This is a genomic window from Amycolatopsis sp. MJM2582 (assembly GCF_000754115.1).
Classification (GTDB): Bacteria; Actinomycetota; Actinomycetes; order Mycobacteriales; family Pseudonocardiaceae; genus Amycolatopsis; species Amycolatopsis japonica.
Map to the genome: position 1 here is coordinate 1,886,121 of NZ_JPLW01000001.1, position 21,764 is coordinate 1,907,884.

Consider the following 21,764-nt stretch of genomic DNA (forward strand, 5'->3'; position numbering starts at 1 on the left):
GAGGAGCCCTTCACGCGCGTTTCCCCCTGACCCGGAGTCAGACGCGCTTCCGGTAAGCCCATGTGGCGAGCGGGAAGAAGACCGCGAGCGCGGCCGCCATCCAGATCAATGCCCCGGTCAGCGGTCCGGCGATCGGCCCGCCGTTCATCAGCCCGCGCAGGACGTCGGACATCTGGGTCACCGGGCTGATGTCGGCCCACGCCTTCAGCCAGCCGGGCATCGTGCTCGTCCCCACGAACACGTTGCTGCCGAAGGTCAGCGGCATCAGCACCACGAACATCAGGCCCTGCACCGCGCCCGGGCTCTTCACCAGCATCCCGACGAACACCGAAGCCCAGCAGAACGACAGCGCGAACGCGATGACGAGCAGAATCGCCAGCGCGAACTCGGCGGGTCCGGTCTGGATCCGGTAGCCCATGATCGTCGCCACCACCATCAGCACGACCAGGCACACCAGGTACCGCACGATATCGGCCAGCACGGCGCCGATCAGCGGCGCGGACCGGGCGATCGGCATGGCGCGGAACCGGTCGAACACGCCCTTGGTGACGTCGGTGTTCAGCTGGACGCCGACGGTCATGCTGGCCTGCAGGATGTTGAACACCATGATGCCGGGCACGATCATCTGGAGGTAGCTCTCGGTGCTGCCCATGATCGCGCCACCGAACAGGTAGACGAACATGACCAGGAAGATGATCGGCGCGAGCGTGACGTCGGCCAGCTGCTCCGGGTTCTTGCGGATCTTCAGCACTCCGCGCCAGGCGAGGGAAAGCCCGTGCCGCGTGCTGCTCGACAGTGAAACGCGCCGTGGTGCGGGCGCGGCGATGGTCGTCATACCAGGCTCCCTTCCGGAGTAGCGTCCTTTGTGGACTCGTCGGTCTTCTTGCCGGTCAGCGCGAGGAACACCTCGTCGAGGCTGGGCAGCCGCAGCGCCAGCTCGTCCGCGGTGATCCCGGCTTCGTCCAGCTTGCGGACCAGAGTGGACAGCAGGACGGGATCGGCGACGGGCGCGGTGAGCAGCCCGGTGTCGTCGTCCCGGTTCGGCCGGACCCCGGTGAGCCCGGCCAGGATGCGCTCGACGGCGTCCAGGTCGGCGAGCGCGGACGGCCGAACCTGCAGCGTCTGGCCGCCGGTCCGCCGCTTGAGCTCGTCGGCCCGTCCGTTCGCCACGACGTGCCCGTGGTCGAACACGGTGATCGTGTCGGCCAGCTGGTCGGCCTCCTCCAGGTACTGCGTGGTGAGCAGCACCGTCGTGCCGTCGGCGACCAGCGTCCGGACCACGGCCCAGACCTCGTTGCGGGCGTGCGGGTCGAGCCCGGTGGTCGGCTCGTCCAGGTACAGCACCTTGGGACGGCCGACCAGGCTCGCGGCGAGGTCGAGCCGCCGCCGCATCCCGCCCGAGTAGGTCTTGATCGCGCGGCCGGCGGCGTCGGTCAGCTCGAACCGCTCCAGCAGCTCGGCCGCGCGCTTCTTCGCGTCCGCCCTCGAGAACTCCAGCAGCCTGCCGATCAGGACGAGGTTCTCCGTACCGGAAAGGTCCTCGTCGACCGACGCGTACTGCCCGGTCAGCCCGATCATGCTCCGGACCGCCATCGGGCTCTTGACGACGTCGTACCCGAAGACGCTCGCGTGGCCGCGGTCCGGCCGGATCAAGGTGGCCAGGATCCGGACGGCGGTCGTCTTCCCCGCGCCGTTCGGCCCCAGCACCCCGACCACCTTGCCCGCCGGGACCTCCAGATCGACCCCGTCGAGCGCCTTCGTCTCCCCATAGTGTTTGACCAGGCCCTCGGCCCTGATCGCGTGAGTCATCGCTTTCCTCCTGTGGATCTCGCCCCGCGGACAAAGGTGCACCCCGGGCCTGGCAGACCGCGCACAGCGCGCTGGCAGCGGCTGTCAGGAACTGATAAGCGCTGGTAGACGCCGTGTGAGGAGGTTGTGAAGGTGTTGTGGAGACCGCCGCCCCGGCGCGCTCGATCGGCATACTCGACGGCATGGTGATCGAAGAACGTCCGGTTCGCCCGGCGGCCCGTCCCGGCACCGGACGGAAGCTGGTCAGCGGGCTCCTCATCGCGGCGGTCGTGCCGTTCGCGGTGCTGACCGGGCTGCGGCTGGTCGGCTACGACGGCAACACGTACACGATCGCCGCGCTCGCGCTGACCCCGTACGCCGGGATCGCGACGCTCGTCCTCGGCGTTCTCGCGCTGGTGCTGCGCCGCTGGTGGACCGCGGTCGTCGCACTGGTGCTGACCTGCACGATCGCGTCCATGGTCCTGCCGCGCGCCTTCGCGAACGAGCAGAAGGTGCTCGACGGCAAGCATGTCCGCGTGCTGGCGTCGAACATGCTCGGCGGCCAGGCGGATCCCGCCAGGATCGTCGGCTACGTGAAGGAACACCAGGTCGACGTCCTGAGCCTGACCGAGCTGACCCCCGAGGCGATCACCGCGCTGGACCGGGCCGGGTTGTTCCAGGTCCTGCCGTACCACGTGCTGCATCCGGCCGAGTGGGCGTTCGGCTCCGGGCTGGTGTCGAAGTACCCGCTCACGCCGCTGAAGCTGAGCGGCGACTCGGATCACAAACAGCCCAGCGCGAGCGTGGATCTCGGGGAGGGCGTCCGCGTCGAGGTCGTCGCGGTCCATCCGTCGGCACCGATGTGGGACCGGTACGAGTGGGTCGCCGAGGCCAAGGACCTGCCGTACGCCGACGCCGAGCACGACATCCGGATCCTGGCGGGCGACTTCAACGCGAGCCTCGACCACGCGCTCTTCCGCGAGCTGCTGACCAGGGGATACGTGGACGCCGCCGACGAACTGGGGAAGGCGTTGGAAGGGACCTGGACGAACGGGATCGCGCCGCCGGTGGCCATCGACCATGTGCTGGCGGACAAACGGACGGCCATCGCGGACTTCAAGGTGCTGGAGACGCCCGGCAGCGATCACGACGCCGTCTACGCGGAAATCGTCCTGCCCGGAAAGTGACCTTCCGCTGGCAGGCTTCCCGCCCATGAGGAAGCTCTGGGGAGTGCTCGCGCTGTCGCTGCTCGCGGCCTGTGTCCCGGGGCAGTTGCCGCCGAGTGAGGCGAAGAGCGCGCTGGGCTTCGCCGCCCGGCCCGGCGAGGCGGACGCCTTCGGTGTCCAGGATCCGGTCGCCGAGATCCAGCGGCTGTTCCGGCCAGGGTCCGACCGGACCGGGGTGGCGCTGACCCGCGCGGGCCGGACCGTGATCGGCGTCGGCTTCCGGGAGTTCCCCGGGGAAAGCCGGTCGGACCCGATCGCGTGGGTGTCCGGGGACGGAGGCACCCGGGAGATCGTGTTGCCGCAGGACAGACCGGGTCACTGGGCGCCGACGGCGATCGCCGCCGACGGCGACCGGGTGCTCGTGACCGCGGCCCTCGGCGGGGACGTCCGGGTGTGGGCATCCGGTGACGCCGGCGCCACCTGGACGGTCTCGCAGGTGCTGGTGCGGGCGAGCGACGTCTGGTTCTCCACCGCGCTGCGGGCGGGCGGGAAATGGCTGCTGGCCGGAGGTTCCGCGGCCGGCGCGCTGGTCCTGACCGGCGAGCCCGGTGCCTGGGAACTCGCTTCGCTCGGCGATGGCCGGATCCTCGGCGGGACCGTCGGCAAGGCGGGTGAGCCCGTGCTGTTCGGGGATCGCGTCGAGTGGAACCGGGGCAAGACGTCGAATCGGTCGTGCTCGGTGGTGTGGGTCGGGCAGGGAGGCTGGCAGCGGGGTGAGCTCGGCTGCCCGGCCGGACGGCTGATCGCCGCGATGACCCTCGACGACGGGCGTGTGGTGCTGAAGGGCGACCGCGACCTGTGGATCCGGCCTAGCTGAGCAGGGCGTCCAGCGCTTCGAGGGTTTCCAGGCCGTTGGTCGCGAGGGAGACACCGCGGCCGTGCCGGATCCCGGGTTCACGCGGGTTGATCCGCACCAGGGCGCCGGTCGCGGCGCTGGCCAGCTCCGAGTACCGCCGCACCGTCGGCACGGCCTGTCCGGCGCCGAGTTCCACCACCACGAGGTCGCGATGCGCGCGGCGCCACGCGTTCAGCTCGTCGAGCTGGGCCTGGCTGCGCTGCCCGAGCCAGTCGTAGTCGCCGAACATCAGGATGTTGGGCCGGGCGAGACCGCCGCAGCGCGGGCAGGACGGCAGCGGGGTCCGCGCGCGCATGGTGTCTTCGTCGATCGGGACCTCGACGTCGTCCGCTGACCAGATCTCCTTGGTGCACCTTTCGAGGCACTGCAGGTGATGGATGGAGCCGTGCGCCTCGGCGACGTGCGGATAGCCCGCCTTCTGGAACTGTCCGTCCACATTGGACGTGAACGCGCGGGTGCCGCCCGGTTTGCGCGCTCCCCAGGACGACAGGAGACGGAACCCGTCGTGCGGGACGGTGGCGCGGTACAGCGCGAGCCGGTGGCCGTAGAAACCCCAGGCCAGCTCGGGATCCTCGGCGAAATGCCGTGGGTCGGCGAGTTCGACGAAGCTGATGCCCAGCCGCTCGTACGGCGGATACGCCTTCCAGAACCCTTCGTCACCCCGGAAATCGGGCAGGCCGGAGTCGACGCCCATCCCGGCACCGGCGCAGACGAGCAGCGCGCCGGCGCCGTCGATCAGTTCCGCGGCTCGTTCGAGTTCACTCACCCGGCTTCGAAGCCTGGACGACCTCGAATTCCAGCAGGTTCGCACCCGTGGAAACCGGCTTCGCGCGCTCGCCCGCGTGCGCCTCACGCGCCGGGCCGGACGCCCACGCCTGGTACGCCTCTTCGGACTCCCACTTGGTGTAGACGAAGTAGCGCGACTCGCCGGAGACCGGGCGGAGCAGCTCGAAGCCGAGGAAACCGGGCTGGTTGTCGACGGCGTGCAGTCGCGCGGCGAACCGCTTCTCCAGCTCGGGGCCTGCGCCTTCGGGTACCTCGATCGCGTTGATCTTCACGACAGCCATGCCGCCACCCTACGACGAAATCGTTTTGCGCCGCGATGTGATGCGTGGGACCTTCCAGGCGATGGCTGACACCAAGATCCTCATCTCCGGAGCGAGCGTCGCCGGACCGGCCTTGGCCTTCTGGCTGACCCGGTACGGCTTCCAGGTGACCGTCGTGGAGCGCGCGCCGTCGTTGCGTCCCGGCGGCCAGGCCGTCGACCTGCGCGGAACGGCCAAGGAGGTCGCCCGCCGGATGGGGCTCGACGAACGTATCCGCGCGGCCTGCACGGACACGAAGGGCGAGACGCTCGTCGACCGGAAGAACCGCACGAAGGCCACCATCCGCGCCGACGACTTCGACGGCGACGGTGTCGTCGCGGAGATCGAGATCCTCCGCGGCGACCTGACCGAAGTGCTCTACGAAGCGACCAGGGAGCGGACGGAGTACGTCTTCGGCGACCGGATCACCGCGCTGGACGAGCGGGCCGACGGCGTCGACGTCACCTTCGCGAGTGGTTCGAGGGCGACGTTCGACCTGGTCATCGGGGCGGACGGGCTGCATTCGGGCGTGCGGGCGCTGGCCTTCGGCGAGGAATCCCGGTTCATCCGGCATCTGGGCTCCTACCTGGCGTTCTTCACCGTGCCGAACCGGCTCGGCCTGCGGAACTGGGCCGTCGGCTACGACGACGTCGGCCGGGCCGCCGGGATCCGCGGCGTCCGCGACGGCGACGAGGCGATGGCGTACTTCGGGTTCGCGTCGCCGGAAATCGACTACGACTATCGCGACGTCGAGGCGCAGAAGGCGCTGGTCCGCCGGTTCGCCGCCGGGATGGAGTGGGAAGCGCCCTGGCTGCTGGACCGGATGGACGAGGCACCCGACTTCTACTTCGACTCGTGCGCCCAGGTGGTCATGGACTCCTGGTCGCGCGGCCGCGTCGGACTGCTGGGCGACGCCGCTTTCTGCCCCTCGCCGCTGTCCGGGCAGGGCACGAGCCTGGCGTTCGTCGGCGCGTACGTGCTCGCCGGGGAACTCGCCGCCGGTCTCGACACCGGGCTGAAGCGCTACGAAGCCGTCATGCGCGAGTTCGTCGAGAAGACCCAGGAGCTGGGGCGGGAGAACGCGGAGTCGATCTTCGCGAAGTCGCGGACGGGGTTGCGGATGCGGTACCTGGCGATGCGGGTCATGCGGCTGAAACCGTTCGCCGCCCTGGCCTCGCGGAAGATGCGGGACGTCGTGAACGGCATCGACCTGCCGGACTACCCGGCCCCGCATTCAGAGGACTAAACGCGTGGGCGGGGTGCCCCGCACGACCCGCATTTAGAGGACTAAATGCGGGGGTGGGGTGGCGTCAGCCGCGCAGGGTGCCTGGGAGGAGTTCGGCGTCCGGCGGGATCGTCGTCCCGTGGAACCACGCGTCGAAGAACGGCCGCAGGTCCTGCTCCGAAAGCTTGATCGTGAACGCCTCGAAATCCGCCCAGCTCGCGTTGGCGTTCCGGTGCGCCGCCGGCCATTCCTTCAGCAGTCGCGCGAAAGCGCCTTCGCCGATCTTCCGCCGCAGCGCGTGGACGGCCAGGATCCCCTTGTCGTAGACGCCGCGGAATTCCTGGCCGGCCCCCATGCCGACCAGCTTCGGCTTCCAGAAATCGGTGCTGCCCCGCATGATCTCCAGCGCGGCGCGATAACGGACGTCCAGGTCCTCGTTGTCCCGCGACTCCTGCCACAGCCATTGCGCGTACGACGCGAGACATTCGTTGAGGCAGATGTCCGACCACGAATCCAGCGTCACCGAATCGCCGAACCACTGGTGTGCGGTTTCGTGCACCACGGTGATCAGGTCGGCCCATTTCGCGTAGGTCGGCCTGGTCTGGGTCTCCAGCGAGAAGTGGATGTCCTCGTCGAGATAGATGCCGCCCGCCGCGTCCACCGGGTACGGCCCGAACTTCGAGCTCAGGAAGCCGATGATCTCCGGCAGCCGCCTGCCCGTGTCGCGCCGGTCCTCGGCGCCCGGCGCGTACGCGTTGACCACCGGCGTCCCGTCCGGGAGCGCCATCCGGTCGACGGTGAACTTGTCGATCGCCACCGTGGTCAGGTACGCCGCCACGGGGGTGCGTTCCTGCCAGGACGTCGTCGTCCAGCCGTTCGCCGCGGTCTTCTGGATCTCGCGTCCGTTCGAGATGACGGTCCAGCCGTCCGGCACGCGGGCGTTGAGGGTGAACATCGCCTTGTCGCGCGGGGTTTCGTTGACGGGATACCAGAACGACGCCGAATGCGGCTCGCCGACGATGAACGCGCCGCCGTCCTTCGACTTCTGCCAGCCGTTCTCGCTGCCGCCCGCCTTGGGCGTCGCCGACGGGTCGCCGCCGTAGAGGACCTTCGTGCGGAAGGAGGTCCCGTTCCGGATCGGCTCGGCGGGCGTCACCACCAGTTCGAATTCGCCCTCGCGCGCGAACTTCGCCGGTTTCCCGTCCACTTCAACGGATTGGACCGTCAAGCCGCGTAAGTCCAAGTTGTACCGATTGAGGTCTTGGGTCGCTTTCGCGATCACCGTGGTGTCGCCGTCGAGACGCCCTTTCGCTGGGTCGTAAGTGATCCCGACCTGGTATTCGGTCGCGTCGTAGCCGCCGTTTCCGTCCATCGGGTAGTACGGGTCGCCCGCGCCCGAAGCGCCCGGCGCCGGGTTCATCGGCGGCGGAGGAGGGGGCGTGGCCGGAGGAGGGTCGGCACTGCAGCCGATAATCAGGGCGCAGACGACCCCCAGGACCAGACCGGCGGCGGGGACACGGCTGCGCATGGAGGGGAGCTTAGTGGTGATTCAGCGCGACGGGTTGGTCACTTTCGGCGGTGAAGGGCCGCCGATCGTCCTGCTGCACGGGCTGATGGGCAGGGCGACGACGTGGTGGCGGGTCGCGCGAAGGCTCGAACCGTACGGGCGTGTCCACGGCCTCGACGCGCGCGGCCACGGACGCGGGCCGCGCGGCGGGCCCTGGCGCACCGAACGGTTCGCCGACGACGTCGCCGAGGTGCTGCGGGCCTTCGACGAACCGGCGATCCTGATCGGACACTCGATGGGCGGCCTGCACGCGTGGGTCACCGCGGCCCGGCATCCCGAACTCGTCCGAGCCGTGGTCTGCGAGGACTTCGCGCCGGATCAGCGCGGCCGGACCGTGGACACCTGGCGCGGGTACTTCGAGTCGTGGCCGGTCCCGTTCCGGTCGCTGGCCCACGTGCGCGAGTTCTTCGGCGACACCGGCGACTACTTCATCGAATGCGTCGAGGAACGCGAAGACGGCTATCACCTGATCGCGTCGCTCACGGACCTGTACGAGATCGCGGCCGAGTGGGGACGGCGTGATTTCTGGGAGTTCGTCGAACGCGTCAAGTGTCCGCTGCTCGCGATCGAGGGCGAACGCACCGCGATGCCGCACGGCCAGCAGGCCGAACTGGCCGCCCGCGTGCCCGGCGGCCTCGGACGGCACATCGTCGTCCAAGGCGCCGGGCACGTGGTGCACGACGAAGCGCCGGAGACCTACCTCGGTGCCGTCGAAGCGTTTCTCTCCGACGTCATCGGTCAGCCCTTCGCGAGCTGAGCGTCGATCCAGGCGCGCAACCGCGCTTCGCCCGGGTAACCGATGTTCCGCGACGACGGCAGCTCGGCGGCGTTGCGGACGCCGACCAGCGTCGGGAGGTAGCGGATGTTGTACCGGGTGGACAGGTCACGGCTCTGGTCGACGTCGACCTCGCCCAGCAGGAACCGCCCGCCGTATTCACCGGCGAGCCGCTCGATCACCGGTTTCATCTGGCGGCACGGCGGGCACCAGGTCGCGCCGAAGTCCATGATGACCAGCTTCTGCTTCGAGATGTTCATGACTTCGGCGTAGTTGGCCGAAGTCACCGTCATCACGTTCTCGGCCTTCGGTGCGGCCGAAGCCACGCCGCCGCCGAATCCGGTGACGAGTGCCAGCGCACCGGCCAGCACGCAGACGAATCGTTTGACCTTGGACAAGACGATCTCCTTTCAGGACGAAGACCAGGTCGGAAGATCGTTCGCGACCCAGTCTTCGATGCCTTCGCGGTACTTGCGGACGTTCGTGTATCCGAGTTCCAGCAGCCGCCGTCCGACGAATTCGCTGTTGCGGCACGGCGTGTTCGCGCAATAGACGACGATCGCGGCGGCCTTGTCCGGAAGCACCACGGGTGCCAGCCGGTCGGTGAATTCGGCGGCTCGTTCGTACGGGAAACCCGGAATGTTGCGTGCTTCCGGCAGATGTTCCTTGTCGAAATAGGCGACCGGCATCGTGTCGACCACGACCACCGAACCGGACTCCATCCGGGAAAGCAGTTCCGTACGGGTGATCAACGGCAGCATGGTGCCCCTTCTTTCGGCGACCGTGATTGACGATCCACATCGTCGGCCGCCTCGCGGGACACGCTCTAGTGCCGCCTCGGCATGCCGAGGGGTTATCCGGCGGCCACCCTTCCGTGGCGGTGCAACCAGGAGCGATACGACGCCGTCCGTTCGGCGAGCCGCCAATAGCCCGCCCTCGCCTCGGTGGCGAGTTCCGGGACCCCGTGCGCGCACGGACCGTCTTCCCGCCACGCCAGCACATGCCGCACGCACATCGGCGCGCCCGCCAGCGGCCGGATGGCCAGCCCGTCCGCCGGTGGCCGGGTCGGCTGGACCAGCCCGACCCCGTACCCGCCGCTGACCAGGTCTTCCCGTGCGGTGTCGATGTCGACGTCGTGGGTGATCCGCGGATCGAAACCGTGCGCGAGACACATTTCGCGGAACACCACCCGGCAGCCGTCGCCGCCGCTCGACACGATCCAGTCCTCCCCGGCGAGTTCGGCGAGCTCGATCTCCTCTTCGCCGGCGAGCGGATGTTCCGCGGGGATGGCGACGAAAGACGGCTCCTCGACCAGCGTCAGCGTCCGCACCTCCGGCGGCACGGGGAGACCGCGACGGCCGCAGATCATGATCAGCGCCAGGTCGATGCCCCGGTTCGCGACCTGCGCGAGCAGCCGCGTGCGCGAAGTGTCGGCGCGCGTGCGGAACGGTTCGCCCGGACGCAGATCGCGCAGGCCGCCGAGCAGGGAACCCGTGATGGCGCTGTCGTTCCAGCCGATCCGGATCGATTGGCTTGTCTCGGGTTCCTGCCGGTGGAAGTCGTGCTCCAGTTCGTCGAAGGTGAGCACGATCGCCCGCGCCCGCCGCAGGATCAGGGCACCGAGTTCGGTGGGCCGCACCCCGTGCTGGTCGCGGTGGAACAGCGGGCCGCCGACCATCCGCTCGATCCGGCGCAACTGGTGGCTGAGCGCGGGTTGCCCGAGTCCCAGCCCGGCCGCGGCACGATTGAGACTGCCGGCGGCGGCGATCTCACAGATCACGCGAAGATGCCGAACCTGAATCTCCATGACTTCGTATACCGCGACCGGTTCGCGCCCGGCACCCCCGAAAGTAGAGACAGCCGGTTTCTCATAACCCGGTGACAACATTATCCGGCAATACCTGCACCGCCGTGCCGTGGCTACGTTCGGTCGACGCCCCGCAGATCACGCGAATCAGGAGCCGTCTTGCCGCGACCACTGCCACTCACGGAGTATTGCGCCGATCCGCTGGCGCGGGCCGAGCACGTTTGTCTCGGCGTCAGCCCGTTCAACAGCCATTTCACGGTGGAACGTATCGCCGATCTCGCCCGCTGGGCCATGTCGGCCTTTCGGGGATTCCATTTCTTCGTCCCGGACGGCCCGTCCGCGTTCACCCTCGAAGCACTCGGTTACGACCCGGTCCGCGCCGCGCAAAAGGCGCAGCGGCAGGGCAATTACACGCGCAACAAGATCGTCCGCGCGCTGCAGCAGGTCTGCCCCGCGGATCCGCACACCTTGATACTGGACGCCGCGGCGTTGGAGGCCGACAGCGCGTATCTCGGCCTGCTTTCCGAGGCACACCAACGGTTCGCCACCGATCCGGAGTTCGCCGAGCAGTGCCTCGGCGCCACGGGCTGGGTGCTGGACCGGCGCCTGCCCGAAGGTGAACACCCCACGCGTGACCAGCTGCGCAGCGCCGTCCGGTACTTCCTCGCCGAGTTGCCGATGTTCGTCGGCACCGTCGCCGTGGCCGGCGTCGAAAGCTCCGTGTTCGCCTATCACCAGCGGGTCGGCTTCCTCGAACGGCTCTACCGCGGCGAACTCTCGTGGCGGCCGTTGCCGGGCCAGGGTTTCGTCGTCCTCGAACAAGCCGTCCCGGAACGCGTGGAGTGAGCGTGGAACACGACGACTTCTCCCTGCGCCGGGTGCCCGCCGAACACCGCTACTCCTGGGTTTCCGTCGCGCTGCAACGGTTCGGGCAGGTTTCCTCGTTTCATCAGTTCCTGCTCGGCGCGGTACTGGGGTTCGGGATGACGTTCTGGGACGCGGTCCTCGCCATCACGATCGGCTCCGTACTGCTGGAGATCATCACCATCCTGATGGGGGTCGCCGGCACGCGGGAAGGGCTTTCGACGTCGGTGCTCGCGCGCTGGGCCGGGTTCGGCACCGGCGGATCGTCGCTGGTCGGGCTCCTGATGACGGTGAGCCTGGCCGGCTGGTTCGGGGTGCAGAACGACGTCTTCGCCCACGGTCTTCACGCGTTGATGGGCGGTCCGCCGGTGTGGGTGTGGGCGCTCGCGGGCGGCGCGCTGGTCACCGCGATCGTCGTGTTCGGCTTCCACGCGATGGCCTGGACGGCGTATCTGACGGTGCCCGCTTTCCTGGCACTGGCCGGGTTTTCGATCATCTCGGCGCTCGGCGACCATTCGCTGCCCGCGTTGATGGCCGGACCGCCGCCGGGGCCGTCGATGTCGCTGGCACAGGGCACCACGCTGGTGGCGGGCGCCTTCATCATGGGCGCGATCATGACGCCGGACATGACCCGGTTCAACCGGACCGCGTCCGACGTGGTGAAGCAGACGCTGGTCAGCGTCACCCTCGGCCAGTACCTGATCGGCCTGATCGGGGTGCTGCTCGCGCACGCGGCGAAAAGCGCCGACGTGGTCGGGATCATCACCTCGTCGTCCGGGGTGCTCGGCACGCTGATCCTGGTCACCGCGATCCTGAAGATCAACGACTGGAACCTCTACTCGTCCTCGCTCGGGCTGGTGAACGCCGTGCAGGTGCTGCTGTCCCGGCGGCTGGACCGCACCACCGCGACCCTGCTGCTCGGCGGCCTCGGCACGGTGCTCTCCGCGATCGGCATCCTCGATCACTTCACCACCTTCCTGACCTGGGTCGGCGTGCTCACACCGCCGGTGGCGGGGGTGGTGATCGCCGAGTACTACGTGGTCCGGCGCTGGAAACCGGAGCTGGACGCCACCCGCGCGTCGGGGGAACTGCCGCCCACCTGCCCGTCCTGGGTGCCCGCCGCGCTGATCTGCTGGGCGGCCGGTGCGGCGGTGGGGATCTGGCTGCCGTGGGGAATCCCCACGGTGAACTCCGTTTTCGCGGCTTTTCTGCTGTATGTTCTTCTCGGCAGACGGACCACGGCCGCGGCGGTTCCCGCGGCCAAGACTTCTTCCGGCGGGTCGAAAACCCGTTCGTGACAAAGGAGTTCGACGTCGTACAGCTGGATGTCCACCACCTGCGGGTGATCCGGGCGATCGCGGACACGGGCAGCCTTTCCCGTGCCGCGATCGCGCTGGGCGTTACCCAGCCCGCGGTTTCCGCGCAACTCAAACGGCTGGAGAACATGCTGGGGTACCAGCTGTTCGACCGGAGCGAAGGCGGCGTGACACCGACTCCGATGGGGGAGCTGCTGTTGCGCCGCACCGCCGCTTTGCTGCCACAGCTGGACAAACTGCTCGAAGACATCGAGCAGCGCGTCTGCCCCAGCGGTCCGCCCGCCGTGGTCCGGGTGGCCGCGGTGGCGAGCGCGCTGGTGGCGTGTCTTCCGTCGCTGGTGACCCGGTTGTGGCCGGAGGTCTCCGAGGTGCAGGTCGTGCACGACGACCATCCCGAGCGGCTGTTGCCGCTGCTGGCCCAGCGGCGCGCGGAATTGGCACTGGTCAAGGACTATCCGGGCTACGAGCTCGAAATCCCCGCGAACGTGGACACCGCGGTGGTGGTGACCGAGCCGACCTTCGTCCTGCTGCCCGCCTTCCATCCGTTGGCGCGGCGGAAGGTCGTCGACCTGTGCGACCTGCGGGACGAATCGTGGGTGATGGTGTCCGATTCGTCGGCGGCCACGTTCACCAAGTACTTCGCCGACACCTGCGCGCGGCATGGTTTCACGCCGTCGTTCACCCATCAGGTGACTTCGCAGCAGGTGGCGCTACTGGTGGTGAAGGCGGGCGCGATCGGGCTTTCCCAGCCGATCTGCGATCCGGGCGACCACGGCGTCGTGACACGGCCGCTGCGCGGGGATGTGTTGCCGCGCAGGCATGTTCTCGCTTGGAACAAGGAGACGTTCGTGGCGGGACGGCGGGAGGAGCTGCTCTCCGCGGTGGTCGACGCTTACTGGGCGGAGGCGCGGACGGCGCCCGTTTACGCGGAATACCTGGCCGGGCCTCGTGAGTGGTGAGGACGGTTAGAACCGTCCTCACCACTCACGAGGTCGTTCAGCTCCCGGGAAAGAGGAGCGAGTCCGGCGGCCGCACCGTACCGTCCAGCCAGGCGTGAGTGAACTCGCCGAGATCGCGCTGCGTCATCGCGGAGACATAGAGCTCGAAGTCGTGCCAGTTCTGGTTTCCCTGCGGGTTGATCACCGGAAAACCAGCCAGGATCTGGAAGAACGCGTCGTCACCGACGAGACGGCGCAGCGCGTGCACCATCAGCACCGCTTTGGTCGTGGGCGCGAATTCGGTGCCCTTGCCCGGATTGGTGAGCTTCGGCGCCCAGAAAGCCGCGTCGTCGCGCACCTTCGCCACCATCTCACGGTAGCGGCGATCCGGATCGACGCCGTTCTTCTCGTCCCACAGCCACACCGCGTACCGCGCGATGGACTCGGGCATCAGCGCGTCGCGCCACATCTTGCCGCTCACCCCGGCTCCCCACCATTGGTACGCGCTCGCGTACACCAGATCGGCGATCGTGGCGGCGCGGCCGTAGACCGGCCTGGTCTGGGCGCCGTGCGTGTAGCCGAGGGAGCGGTCGAGGAACAACCCACCCGCCGCCGACTGCGGGTAGTCGCCGAACTTCCCGGTGAGGAATTCCAGCACCTCGGGCAGCCGCCCGCCGATCTTCCGCTTGTCCACGGCGCACGGGTGGTAGGCGTTGATCGCGGTCCGCCCGCCGGGAAGAGTGATCCTCTCGACCTCCCAGCGGCCGATGCCGAGCATCGCCGTGCTCGGCGCGAGCGCGGTTTCCTCCGACCAGGTGACGGTGTGCCGCCCGAAGCCGGCAGGCACGTCGGAGACCTGGAAACCGTTGCCCAGCACGGAGAATTCGTCCAGGACGGTGACGGAGACGCGCAGGGTCGCCTTGTCGACTTCGGTGCCGTTGACGGGGAACCAGGTCATCGCCGAACGCGGCTGGCCGGTGGCGACGGCGGAATCGCCGTACGCGGCCAGCCAGCCGACCCGTCCCCGCGCCGTGGCGATCGGTTCCGGACGCCCGTCGTACCCGACCACAACGGTGAACCGCGCACCGTTGGCCAACGGGGTCCGCGGCGTGATCACCAGCTCGTGTTCTCCCTCCCGGCGGAACGCCGCGGCCACGCCGTCGACGGTGACCGACCGGACGGTGAGACCACGCAGATCGAGGTCGAACCGGTCCAAATCCTGCGTCGCGGTCGCGGTGATGGTCGCCTTGCCGCTCAAGAACATCGAGTACGGCGCGTAGTCCAACGCGAGTGAGTACTGGTCGACGTCGTAACCGCCGTTGCCGTCCTTCGGGTAGTAAGGATCGGGTCCGAGGACGGTGCCGTCGGGTGAGACGTGCACGTACCCGTCGCTGCCGGGGGCCGGCTTGGCCACCGCCGAAGCCGGGCAGGCGCCGAGCATCGTGGTGGCGAGCAACGCGGTGCACAGTGGCTCCTGCCACCGAATCCGCACGGTCATGAACGAGCCTTCTCTCTGACTGGGGAGGATGCCTGGTCATCGTGCGTACGCCCGCGCGGCGCGCGGCACTGCCAGCCGGTCATGCCGCCGGGTTATCCCGGCCGATAACCGCAAGGCATACCCGCCAGGGACTATCCGCGTCCCCCGGCAGAAGAGATCGTCGGAGCATGCTGCCCCTCCCGGCGCTGCTCGCGCTGACGACCACGGTCTTTCTCGGCTGCCTTACCGAAGTGCTCCCCGCCGGACTGCTGCTGGGCATGTCCGAGGACCTGGGCGTCTCGCCGTCGGCCACCGGGCAGCTGGTGACGGTCTACGCGATCACGACCGCGCTCACCGCCATCCCGCTCACGGGCGCGACCCTCCGGGTGCCGCGCAAACGCTTGCTCCTGGCGCTGATCTTCGGCTTCCTGGCGACGAATCTGGTGATCGCCGTGTCCTCGTCGTATCCGCTGATCCTGGCGACACGGGTGGTTTCCGGTGCGCTGACCGGGGTGATGTGGTCGCTCGTCGCGGGTTACGCGATGCGGCTCGCCCCGGCGGGACTCACCGGACGCGCGCTGGCCGTCGCGATGGCCGGCACGCCGATCGGCTTCGCGCTGGGCGTGCCCGCGGGTACCGCGCTGGGTGAATTCGCCGACTGGCGCTGGGCGTTCGCCGCGATGGCGCTGATCTCCGTGCCGCTGCTGGCCTGGGTTTCCGCCGTGGTCCCCGCCGTGCCCCCGGAAGCGTCGCGGCCCACCCGGCCGCTGGCGGCGTCACGGCTGCCGGGGATGCGTCCCGTGCTGGCGACGGTGGCGCTGTTCTCGTTGGGGCACAACGTGGCCTACACCTACATCGGGCCGGTGCTCGCCGGGCTCGACGCGGCACCGATGCCGGGCGCGGCGCTGCTGGTGTTCGGCTGCGCCACGGTGGGTGGCCTGGTCGCGGTCGGCTCCGCGCTCGACAGCCGTCCGCGCGCGGTGCTCGTGTCCTGCGCCGCCGTGACCGCGGCCGCCATCCTCCTGCTGGGGATCAGCGACGGCGTCCACGGACTGGTGCTGGCCGCCGCGGGCCTGTGGGGCCTGGGATTCGGCGGCGCGCCGACCGCGTTCCAGGCCGTCACCGCCTTGCTCGCGGGACCCACGGCCGACGCCGCCCAGTCGCTCACGATCGCGGCCTGGAACGGCGCCGTCGCCGGGGGAGCCCTCGTCGGCGGGCTGCTGCTGCCGCTGGGAACGTCGTCGCTCCCGTGGTGCGCGGCCGTGTTGATCCTCGTGCCCCTGCTGTTCAGCCGGCGAGTCGTGCTTTCAGTGCCCTTAGATCGGTGCCGGAGCCGACGATGAGCGGCCAGACGTCGGAGCCGAGGAACCCGGTCTCGTCGGTCGCCGCCGTCGCACCGCAGGCATCGCGTTCCAGCCCGTTGCGAGCCGCCACCGCGGCGACCGCGTCCTTTGTGGACTGTCCGAACAAGCCGTCGACCGGGACGGCGAAACCGCGTGCCCGCAGGAGTTCCTGCGCCGTCCGCACACGAGGCCCGGAGTCGCCGGGTTTGAGCAGCGGCCACTCCGGCAGGTCCACCTTGGGCGACGCGGTGCCCAGCAGCTTGCCGACCTCGGTGCGCAGCTCGGGAAGCCGGTTGTACAGCACCGTTCCCGGGCATTCGGTCGAGTTGAAATCCCGGTGTCCCTTGATGAACTCCGGCGAGATCCCGTACTGCGACGCGATGTACGCCACCAGCTTCACCAGCGAGTCCCAGAGCGCGGGCGTGACGTCCTCTTTGCTGTAGAGGCCCTCGTTCTCGATGCCGATGCAGGTGCTGTTGTTGTTGCCCACGTTCGCGCCCAGCACGTGCCGGGTCCCACCGCGCAGGATCTCCAGGCTGCGGTGCCGCCCTTCGGTGATGTGCCCGCCGCGGCTGTTCGTGAACTGCTGGCCGGTGTCGATCCAGCCACGGGTGTCCATATGGAAGTTCTGGATCGAACGCGACGCCCAGAAGGCGTGTTCGAGCGTGTAGTCGGTGACGTTCCCCGGATCGACCGTGTGGTGCACGACGATGTACGTCGGTTTGTGGTTCTGCACCTCGATCGCCCCGGCCGGCGGGCGGGCGTTCCATGCCGTCGTGTCGTGGATCTTGGGTTCCGCCACCCCGGAAGCCGCTTCGGCGGCGGAAGTCGTCGCTGTCCCCAGTAGCCCGACGGCGCTTACCGTCAGGCCGCCCTTGAGCGCGGTACGTCGGTCGAAGTCGGCCACGGGCGTAACTCCCATCATGCGCGTTGGCCGGAAAACTAACCCGCCATCGCGCCGATGACAACCATTGACCAACTTTTGTCGTAATGCGTTAGTGTTCGCCAGGGAGCGCGAACAGACCGTCCCGGGTCTGTTCGAGGAGGCCGTCGACGAGCAGGGAGTCGAGGCAACGGTCACGCTGCCCGGATTCGTCCCACACGAGATCGAGCCGCGCCTTCTCGACCGGTCCTTCGCTGCCGCGCAGGACGTCGAGCAGCAAACCGCGCACCTGACGGTCGGTGCCGGCGAACTTCTGGACCTGCTTCGCGGGCCCGGCGTAAGCGGGTTTGCCCGCGCGCTGCCACGCGCAGTCTTCGTAGATCGGGCAGTCCGCGCAGCGCGGCGAGCGCGCGGTGCAGACGAGCGCGCCGAGTTCCATCAGTGCCGCGGAGAGCTTCGCGGCGGGCGCGTCCTCCGGCGGGAGCAGCGCCTCGACGTCGGCCATGTCGCGGGTGTTCGACGGCGGCCCGGCGTCACCCGCGCCGTGCACCGCCCTGGCGACCACGCGCCGGACGTTCGTGTCCACCACCGGCGCCCGCTTGCCGTAGGCGAAGGCCGCGACCGCGCGGGCGGTGTACGCGCCGATCCCCGGCAACGCGAGCAGAGTGTCCACATCGGACGGAACGACGTCGCCGTGTTCGGCGGCGATGACGGCCGCCGCGGCGTGCAGCCGCAGCGCGCGCCGCGGGTAGCCGAGTTTGCCCCAGGCACGCACGACCTCGCCCTGCGACGACGCCGCCAGCGCCGACGGCACCGGCCAGCGCGCCATCCATTCGAGCCAGATCGGCTGGACGCGCGCGACCGGGGTCTGCTGCAACATGATCTCGCTGACAAGCACGCCCCAGGCGGAGCATTCCGGCTCACGCCAGGGCAGGTCGCGCCCCACTTCGTCGAACCATTCGGTCAGCACATCCGCGTCGACGCCCACTGTGTCAGCTTAAAACCCCTACTCGACCTCGGTCAGGCGGCCCAGCTTCACGTCGTAGACGAACCCGCGCACGTTGTCCGTATGCGCCAGGAAGTCGCTGCGCCGGACCCGCTGCACCGACCGGCGCACGCTGTCCTCCACCACCCGGAACGCCTCGACCGACCACGTCGGGCGCAGCCCGCTGGCGGCTTCGAGTTCGTCCTTGAAGTCGTCCTCGGTGACCATGGACAGGCCGCAGTCGGTGTGCTGCACGATCAGCACCTCACGCGTGCCGAGCTTCCGCTGGCTGAGCGCGAGCGAGCGGATCATGTCGTCGGTGACGACGCCGCCCGCGTTGCGCAGGATGTGTGCTTCACCCTGGATCAGGCCGAAGATCTCGAACACCCGGATACGGGCGTCCATGCAGGTCAGGATCGTCACGTGAAGCGATGGCCTCGGAGACGAGCGGTCACCAGGAGTGACATCACCCAGCTCCTGGTTTCGCTTGAGCAGTACGTCGATTGAGGTCACGTGTTCATTGGAACCGACGCGCGGGGCGACGGCAACGCGTGCGGGCGCAGATCACGGCCCGAACCAGCGTTCTTCGGCCGTCCGCGGCGGCGCGGACGTGCGCCCGACCCGGAGTTCCGTCGGCAGCGTGATCACCTTCGGCCCGACCCGGTCGGCGGAGCTGAGCAGCAGCTTGCCCGCCGCCTTCCCCTTTTCGAGCACCGGCTGGTGGACCGTGGTGAGCCCGGAACGCTCGGCCTCGGTGATGCCGTCGAAGCCGGTGACCGTCAGATCCTGCGGCACCCGCAGCCCACGGCGCTCCGCCTCGGCCAGCGCGCCGAGGGCGAGGATGTCCGAGGTGCAGATCACGGCGGTCACCTGCGGATACGCGTCCAGAAGCTGGCGTGCGGCCGACGCGCCGTCGTCCACGGTGTGGTCGAAGCGCTCGACCACCGGAACGGTCGCCCAGTCGACCCCGGCCGCGGAGAACGCGGCGGCCAGCGCCTCCAGCCGGATCCGCTGGACGTGGAAGTGGGCGGCGCTCTGCCGCTGGATGGAGACGAAGTCGTCGTTGCGCTCGCGGGCCAGCCGCATGCACAGCACGCCGATCTGCCGGTGCCCGAGCGAGATGAGGTGCTCGGCCATGGCGGTGACCGCGGCCGCGTCGTCCGGGCCGACCCGGTCGACGCCGTCCACGCGCGGCTGGTCGACGATCACCGTCGGCACCGGGCGCTCCAGCACGGCGCCCAGATGCGGGTCGTCGTCGGGCACCGAGTAGACGACGAAGCCGTCGACGCCGGCGCGGTGCACGGCCGCGACGTCCTCGCGCCCCGGGCTCGCCGGGACGAGGTGCAGGCCGACGCCCGCGTCCTCGCAGGCCAGCGCGAGCCCTTCGAGCACGCCGACGGCGGCGGGGTCGCGGAAGGCGTAGGAGAGGTTTTCGGTGAGCAAAAGACCCACAGCGCCGGCTTTGCGCGTCCGCAGTGAACGGGCCACCGGGTCCGGGCCCGGGTAGCCGAGGCGGCGCGCGGTCTCGAGGACGCGGCGGCGCAGCTCAGGGGACAGCTGGTCGGGTCGGTTGTAGGCGTTGGAGACGGTGGTCCTCGACACACCGAGCTCTGCGGCCAACGACGCCAGTGTCGCCTGCCTCCTGGTGCGGATAGGACGGCCCATCCGCAAACCGTAACGGTTCAGAACGTTTTGCAGAAGCATCACCCGACGTGTAGCAGGTCTCGATTCAGAGTGACCCTGGGTACAGCTCGCGCCTGGACGGGGGGCACCGTCATCCGGATGGGGTACAGTTGAATCTGACAACGGTTTCCATTACCCGGCATCGGTGACACCTGGCCTGGGCATCCGCAGGAGTGCAGTAAATGAATTCCCGCCGTACTAAGAGTGTTTTCGCGGCCGTGTCGGCCCTGGCCGTCCTCGCGCTCGGCGCGACGGCTTGCGCGTCGAGCGACAAGGCGTCGACGGGCTCCGGTTCGCCGAACGCGTCCGCCGCGAACCCGGGTGGCGAGAAGATCAAGGTCGTCGCCTCGACCGACGTCTGGGGCAGCGTCGTGACCGCCGTCGGCGGCGACAAGGTCGAGGTCACCTCGATCATCCACGACCCCTCGGCCGACCCGCACTCCTACGAGACCACCGCGAGCGACGCCATCGCCGCGAAGAACGCGAAGCTGACGCTGTCCAACGGCGGCGGCTACGACGAGTTCTTCTCGAAGCTCGCCGACCAGGCCACCGGCGCGCAGAAGCTGGTCGCCGTCGACATCGCCGCGACCGGCAACGAGAACGAGCACGTCTGGTACAGCCTGCCCGGCGTCGAGAAGATCGCCGACCAGCTCGCCGCGAAGCTCGGCGAGATCCAGCCCGCCTCGAAGGACGCCTTCACCGCCAACGCGACCGCGTTCAAGGGCAAGACCCAGGAGCTGCTGAAGAAGGTCTCGGGCCTGGGCGCCTCGAACGCCAAGGTGGTCGCGACCGAGCCCGTCGCGCACTACCTGCTCGACAGCGCGAAGGTCACCGACGCGACTCCGCCCGCCTTCGCCGAGGCCGTGGAAGCGGAGCAGGACGTGCCCGCCGCCGCGCTCAACGAGGTCAAGCAGCTGATCTCCGGCAAGCAGGTCAAGGCCCTGATCAACAACGCGCAGACCACCACCCCGGTCACCCAGCAGGTCGTCGGCGACGCCAAGAACGCCGGTATCGCGGTCGTCGACGTCACCGAAACGCTCCCGCAGGGTGTGACCGACTACATTGCATGGATGACCAAGGAAGTGGACGCGCTGGCCGGAGCACTGAAGTAGTGACCTCCGTACCCGCCGAAGCCCGCCCCGCGGTCCGTGTCCGCGGGGCGAGCCTCGCGTTCGGCACCAGGACCCTCTGGTCCGGGCTCGACCTCGACGTCGAACCCGGCGAGTTCCTCGCGATCCTCGGGCCCAACGGCTCCGGGAAGAGCAGCCTGCTCAAGGTGCTGCTCGGCCAGCAGGGGCTGCCCGAGGGCACCGTCGAGATCGCGGGGCGGCGCCCCGGTGGGACCAACCGGCGGATCGGCTACATCCCGCAGCAGCGCGCCCTCGACGAGGGCCTGACGATGCGCGGGGTGGACCTGGTCGGCCTCGGCCTGGACGGGCACCGGTGGGGCACCGGGCTCTTCGGGATTTCGAAGCGGCGTCAGCTGGTGGCGAAGGCGATCGAGTCCGTCGGCGCCCAGGCGTACGCGAAGCAGCCGGTCGGGCGGCTTTCCGGCGGCGAGCAGCAGCGGCTCCGCGTCGCGCAATCGCTGGTCGGCGACCCCGAAGTCCTGCTGTGCGACGAGCCGCTGCTCTCCCTCGACCTCGCGCACCAGCGCGCGGTCAGCGAGCTGATCGACGAGCGGCGGCGTTCGGCGGACACCGCCGTCCTGTTCGTCACCCACGAGATCAACCCGATCCTGTCCTATGTGGACAGGGTGCTCTATCTGGTGAACGGCCAGTTCCGGGTCGGCAAACCGGACGAGGTGATGAACTCGGAGACGCTGTCCGAGCTGTACGGGACGCGGATCGAGGTGCTCAAGGTCGGCGGGCAGATCCACGTCGCCGGGGCGCAGAGCGCGTTGTGCGAGGACGAACCCCACCACATCGACGAACAGGTTTCGTAGC

23 protein-coding genes are annotated in these 21,764 nt (G+C 69.2%); 10 read left to right on the top strand and 13 right to left on the bottom strand.

The genetic code is table 11. The annotated features are described in order from the left end of the window. Positions 1–37: 37 nt before the first annotated feature. Together ED92_RS09280 and ED92_RS09285 are read right to left on the bottom strand one after the other, a co-directional pair. On the bottom strand, positions 38–835 hold the full coding sequence (locus ED92_RS09280; protein WP_016337752.1) for an ABC transporter permease: 798 nt from the start codon (positions 833–835) through the stop codon (positions 38–40). Further along, a complete protein-coding gene (locus ED92_RS09285; RefSeq protein WP_037335261.1) occupies positions 832–1,809 on the bottom strand; it encodes a daunorubicin resistance protein DrrA family ABC transporter ATP-binding protein in 978 nt (325 codons plus the stop codon). Before ED92_RS09285 ends, ED92_RS09280 begins: the two co-directional genes overlap by 4 nt. A 137-nt stretch (positions 1,810–1,946) precedes the next feature. On the opposite strand from ED92_RS09285, the gene ED92_RS09290 reads away from it, so the two are divergent. Together ED92_RS09290 and ED92_RS09295 are read left to right on the top strand one after the other, a co-directional pair. Next, positions 1,947–2,975, top strand: coding sequence for an endonuclease/exonuclease/phosphatase family protein (locus ED92_RS09290; protein ID WP_037335263.1), 1,029 nt, complete (start codon positions 1,947–1,949; stop codon positions 2,973–2,975). A gap of 25 nt (positions 2,976–3,000) precedes the next feature. Then, positions 3,001–3,831 (top strand): hypothetical protein, encoded by an 831-nt coding sequence (locus tag ED92_RS09295; RefSeq protein WP_037335265.1) that lies wholly within the window; start codon positions 3,001–3,003, stop codon positions 3,829–3,831. Here the strand turns inward: ED92_RS09295 and ED92_RS09300 are convergent. Both ED92_RS09300 and ED92_RS09305 read right to left on the bottom strand, forming a co-directional pair. Then, the gene (locus ED92_RS09300) at positions 3,824–4,636 is read right to left on the bottom strand and encodes a Sir2 family NAD-dependent protein deacetylase (protein ID WP_037335267.1); all 813 of its coding nucleotides are present in this window, start codon (positions 4,634–4,636) and stop codon (positions 3,824–3,826) included. The two genes, ED92_RS09295 and ED92_RS09300, sit on opposite strands and share 8 nt — an antisense overlap. Continuing rightward, positions 4,629–4,937 carry an antibiotic biosynthesis monooxygenase gene (locus tag ED92_RS09305; RefSeq protein WP_016337748.1) on the bottom strand — a complete coding sequence of 103 codons (309 nt, stop codon included), beginning with the start codon at positions 4,935–4,937 and terminating at the stop codon, positions 4,629–4,631. The genes ED92_RS09300 and ED92_RS09305 overlap by 8 nt, the downstream gene beginning before the upstream one ends. 61 nt (positions 4,938–4,998) lie before the next feature. Here ED92_RS09305 and ED92_RS09310 point away from each other — a divergent pair, with 61 nt between their 5' ends. After that, positions 4,999–6,201, top strand: coding sequence for an FAD-dependent monooxygenase (locus ED92_RS09310; protein ID WP_037336276.1), 1,203 nt, complete (start codon positions 4,999–5,001; stop codon positions 6,199–6,201). A 64-nt stretch (positions 6,202–6,265) separates the two neighbouring features. Here ED92_RS09310 and ED92_RS09315 read toward each other — a convergent pair whose 3' ends face one another. Continuing rightward, a complete protein-coding gene (locus ED92_RS09315; RefSeq protein ID WP_037335269.1) occupies positions 6,266–7,708 on the bottom strand; it encodes a M1 family metallopeptidase in 1,443 nt (480 codons plus the stop codon). Between ED92_RS09315 and ED92_RS09320 the strand changes: the two genes are divergently transcribed. Further along, positions 7,707–8,504 (top strand): alpha/beta fold hydrolase, encoded by a 798-nt coding sequence (locus ED92_RS09320; protein WP_152610844.1) that lies wholly within the window; start codon positions 7,707–7,709, stop codon positions 8,502–8,504. The genes ED92_RS09315 and ED92_RS09320 overlap by 2 nt on opposite strands. Here ED92_RS09320 and ED92_RS09325 read toward each other — a convergent pair. From ED92_RS09325 to ED92_RS09335, 3 genes are all read right to left on the bottom strand, one after another. Beyond that, positions 8,486–8,920, bottom strand: coding sequence for a co-chaperone YbbN (locus tag ED92_RS09325; protein WP_037335271.1), 435 nt, complete (start codon positions 8,918–8,920; stop codon positions 8,486–8,488). The two genes, ED92_RS09320 and ED92_RS09325, sit on opposite strands and share 19 nt — an antisense overlap. A 12-nt stretch (positions 8,921–8,932) precedes the next feature. Then, on the bottom strand, positions 8,933–9,283 hold the full coding sequence (locus ED92_RS09330) for a rhodanese-like domain-containing protein (protein WP_037335273.1): 351 nt from the start codon (positions 9,281–9,283) through the stop codon (positions 8,933–8,935). Positions 9,284–9,375: 92 nt separating this feature from the next. Beyond that, on the bottom strand, positions 9,376–10,329 hold the full coding sequence (locus ED92_RS09335) for a LysR family transcriptional regulator (protein WP_037335276.1): 954 nt from the start codon (positions 10,327–10,329) through the stop codon (positions 9,376–9,378). Between the two features lie 159 nt (positions 10,330–10,488). On the opposite strand from ED92_RS09335, the gene ED92_RS09340 reads away from it, so the two are divergent. Genes ED92_RS09340 through ED92_RS09350 form a run of 3 tightly spaced genes read left to right on the top strand, consistent with a single transcriptional unit; the run spans position 10,489 to position 13,468 of the window. After that, a complete protein-coding gene (locus ED92_RS09340) occupies positions 10,489–11,175 on the top strand; it encodes a tRNA-dependent cyclodipeptide synthase (RefSeq protein ID WP_037335278.1) in 687 nt (228 codons plus the stop codon). 2 nt (positions 11,176–11,177) lie between these two features. Next, on the top strand, positions 11,178–12,491 hold the full coding sequence (locus ED92_RS09345) for a cytosine permease (protein ID WP_037335281.1): 1,314 nt from the start codon (positions 11,178–11,180) through the stop codon (positions 12,489–12,491). Then, positions 12,488–13,468, top strand: a complete 981-nt coding sequence (locus ED92_RS09350; protein ID WP_037335283.1) for a LysR family transcriptional regulator — start codon at positions 12,488–12,490, stop codon at positions 13,466–13,468. The genes ED92_RS09345 and ED92_RS09350 overlap by 4 nt, the downstream gene beginning before the upstream one ends. Positions 13,469–13,505: 37 nt before the next feature. On the opposite strand, the gene ED92_RS09355 is transcribed toward ED92_RS09350, so the two are convergent. Beyond that, on the bottom strand, positions 13,506–14,945 hold the full coding sequence (locus ED92_RS09355) for a M1 family metallopeptidase (protein WP_037335285.1): 1,440 nt from the start codon (positions 14,943–14,945) through the stop codon (positions 13,506–13,508). A gap of 167 nt (positions 14,946–15,112) precedes the next feature. Here ED92_RS09355 and ED92_RS09360 point away from each other — a divergent pair, with 167 nt between their 5' ends. After that, the gene (locus tag ED92_RS09360; RefSeq protein WP_037335287.1) at positions 15,113–16,267 is read left to right on the top strand and encodes an MFS transporter; all 1,155 of its coding nucleotides are present in this window, start codon (positions 15,113–15,115) and stop codon (positions 16,265–16,267) included. On the opposite strand, the gene ED92_RS09365 is transcribed toward ED92_RS09360, so the two are convergent. The 4 genes from ED92_RS09365 to ED92_RS09380 all read right to left on the bottom strand — a co-directional run bounded on the left by ED92_RS09365 (position 16,212) and on the right by ED92_RS09380 (position 19,800). Further along, positions 16,212–17,174, bottom strand: a complete 963-nt coding sequence (locus ED92_RS09365; RefSeq protein WP_152610845.1) for an N-acetylmuramoyl-L-alanine amidase — start codon at positions 17,172–17,174, stop codon at positions 16,212–16,214. The genes ED92_RS09360 and ED92_RS09365 overlap by 56 nt on opposite strands. Positions 17,175–17,262: 88 nt before the next feature. Then, positions 17,263–18,138, bottom strand: coding sequence for an A/G-specific adenine glycosylase (locus ED92_RS09370; RefSeq protein ID WP_037335292.1), 876 nt, complete (start codon positions 18,136–18,138; stop codon positions 17,263–17,265). A gap of 18 nt (positions 18,139–18,156) precedes the next feature. After that, the gene (locus tag ED92_RS09375; protein ID WP_037335294.1) at positions 18,157–18,648 is read right to left on the bottom strand and encodes a carbonic anhydrase; all 492 of its coding nucleotides are present in this window, start codon (positions 18,646–18,648) and stop codon (positions 18,157–18,159) included. A 51-nt stretch (positions 18,649–18,699) separates the two neighbouring features. Beyond that, positions 18,700–19,800 (bottom strand): LacI family DNA-binding transcriptional regulator, encoded by a 1,101-nt coding sequence (locus ED92_RS09380; protein ID WP_037336281.1) that lies wholly within the window; start codon positions 19,798–19,800, stop codon positions 18,700–18,702. Between the two features lie 200 nt (positions 19,801–20,000). Here ED92_RS09380 and ED92_RS09385 point away from each other — a divergent pair, with 200 nt between their 5' ends. Then, a complete protein-coding gene (locus ED92_RS09385) occupies positions 20,001–20,930 on the top strand; it encodes a metal ABC transporter solute-binding protein, Zn/Mn family (RefSeq protein WP_037335297.1) in 930 nt (309 codons plus the stop codon). Next, the gene (locus ED92_RS09390) at positions 20,930–21,763 is read left to right on the top strand and encodes a metal ABC transporter ATP-binding protein (protein WP_037335299.1); all 834 of its coding nucleotides are present in this window, start codon (positions 20,930–20,932) and stop codon (positions 21,761–21,763) included. The genes ED92_RS09385 and ED92_RS09390 overlap by 1 nt, the downstream gene beginning before the upstream one ends. Position 21,764: the final 1 nt, after the last annotated feature.

Excerpts from the sequence above, each read along its gene's own strand:
- ED92_RS09280 (WP_016337752.1), bottom strand. The coding sequence starts at position 835 with ATGACGACCATCGCCGCGCCCGCACCACGGCGCGTTTCACTGTCGAGC.
- ED92_RS09380 (WP_037336281.1), bottom strand. The coding sequence starts at position 19,800 with ATGGGCCGTCCTATCCGCACCAGGAGGCAGGCGACACTGGCGTCGTTG.
- ED92_RS09285 (WP_037335261.1), bottom strand. The coding sequence starts at position 1,809 with ATGACTCACGCGATCAGGGCCGAGGGCCTGGTCAAACACTATGGGGAG.
- ED92_RS09330 (WP_037335273.1), bottom strand. The coding sequence starts at position 9,283 with ATGCTGCCGTTGATCACCCGTACGGAACTGCTTTCCCGGATGGAGTCC.
- ED92_RS09385 (WP_037335297.1), top strand. The coding sequence starts at position 20,001 with ATGAATTCCCGCCGTACTAAGAGTGTTTTCGCGGCCGTGTCGGCCCTG.
- ED92_RS09335 (WP_037335276.1), bottom strand. The coding sequence starts at position 10,329 with ATGGAGATTCAGGTTCGGCATCTTCGCGTGATCTGTGAGATCGCCGCC.
- ED92_RS09295 (WP_037335265.1), top strand. The coding sequence starts at position 3,001 with ATGAGGAAGCTCTGGGGAGTGCTCGCGCTGTCGCTGCTCGCGGCCTGT.
- ED92_RS09315 (WP_037335269.1), bottom strand. The coding sequence starts at position 7,708 with ATGCGCAGCCGTGTCCCCGCCGCCGGTCTGGTCCTGGGGGTCGTCTGC.
- ED92_RS09355 (WP_037335285.1), bottom strand. The coding sequence starts at position 14,945 with ATGACCGTGCGGATTCGGTGGCAGGAGCCACTGTGCACCGCGTTGCTC.
- ED92_RS09360 (WP_037335287.1), top strand. The coding sequence starts at position 15,113 with ATGCTGCCCCTCCCGGCGCTGCTCGCGCTGACGACCACGGTCTTTCTC.
- ED92_RS09320 (WP_152610844.1), top strand. The coding sequence starts at position 7,707 with ATGGAGGGGAGCTTAGTGGTGATTCAGCGCGACGGGTTGGTCACTTTC.
- ED92_RS09310 (WP_037336276.1), top strand. The coding sequence starts at position 4,999 with ATGGCTGACACCAAGATCCTCATCTCCGGAGCGAGCGTCGCCGGACCG.
- ED92_RS09305 (WP_016337748.1), bottom strand. The coding sequence starts at position 4,937 with ATGGCTGTCGTGAAGATCAACGCGATCGAGGTACCCGAAGGCGCAGGC.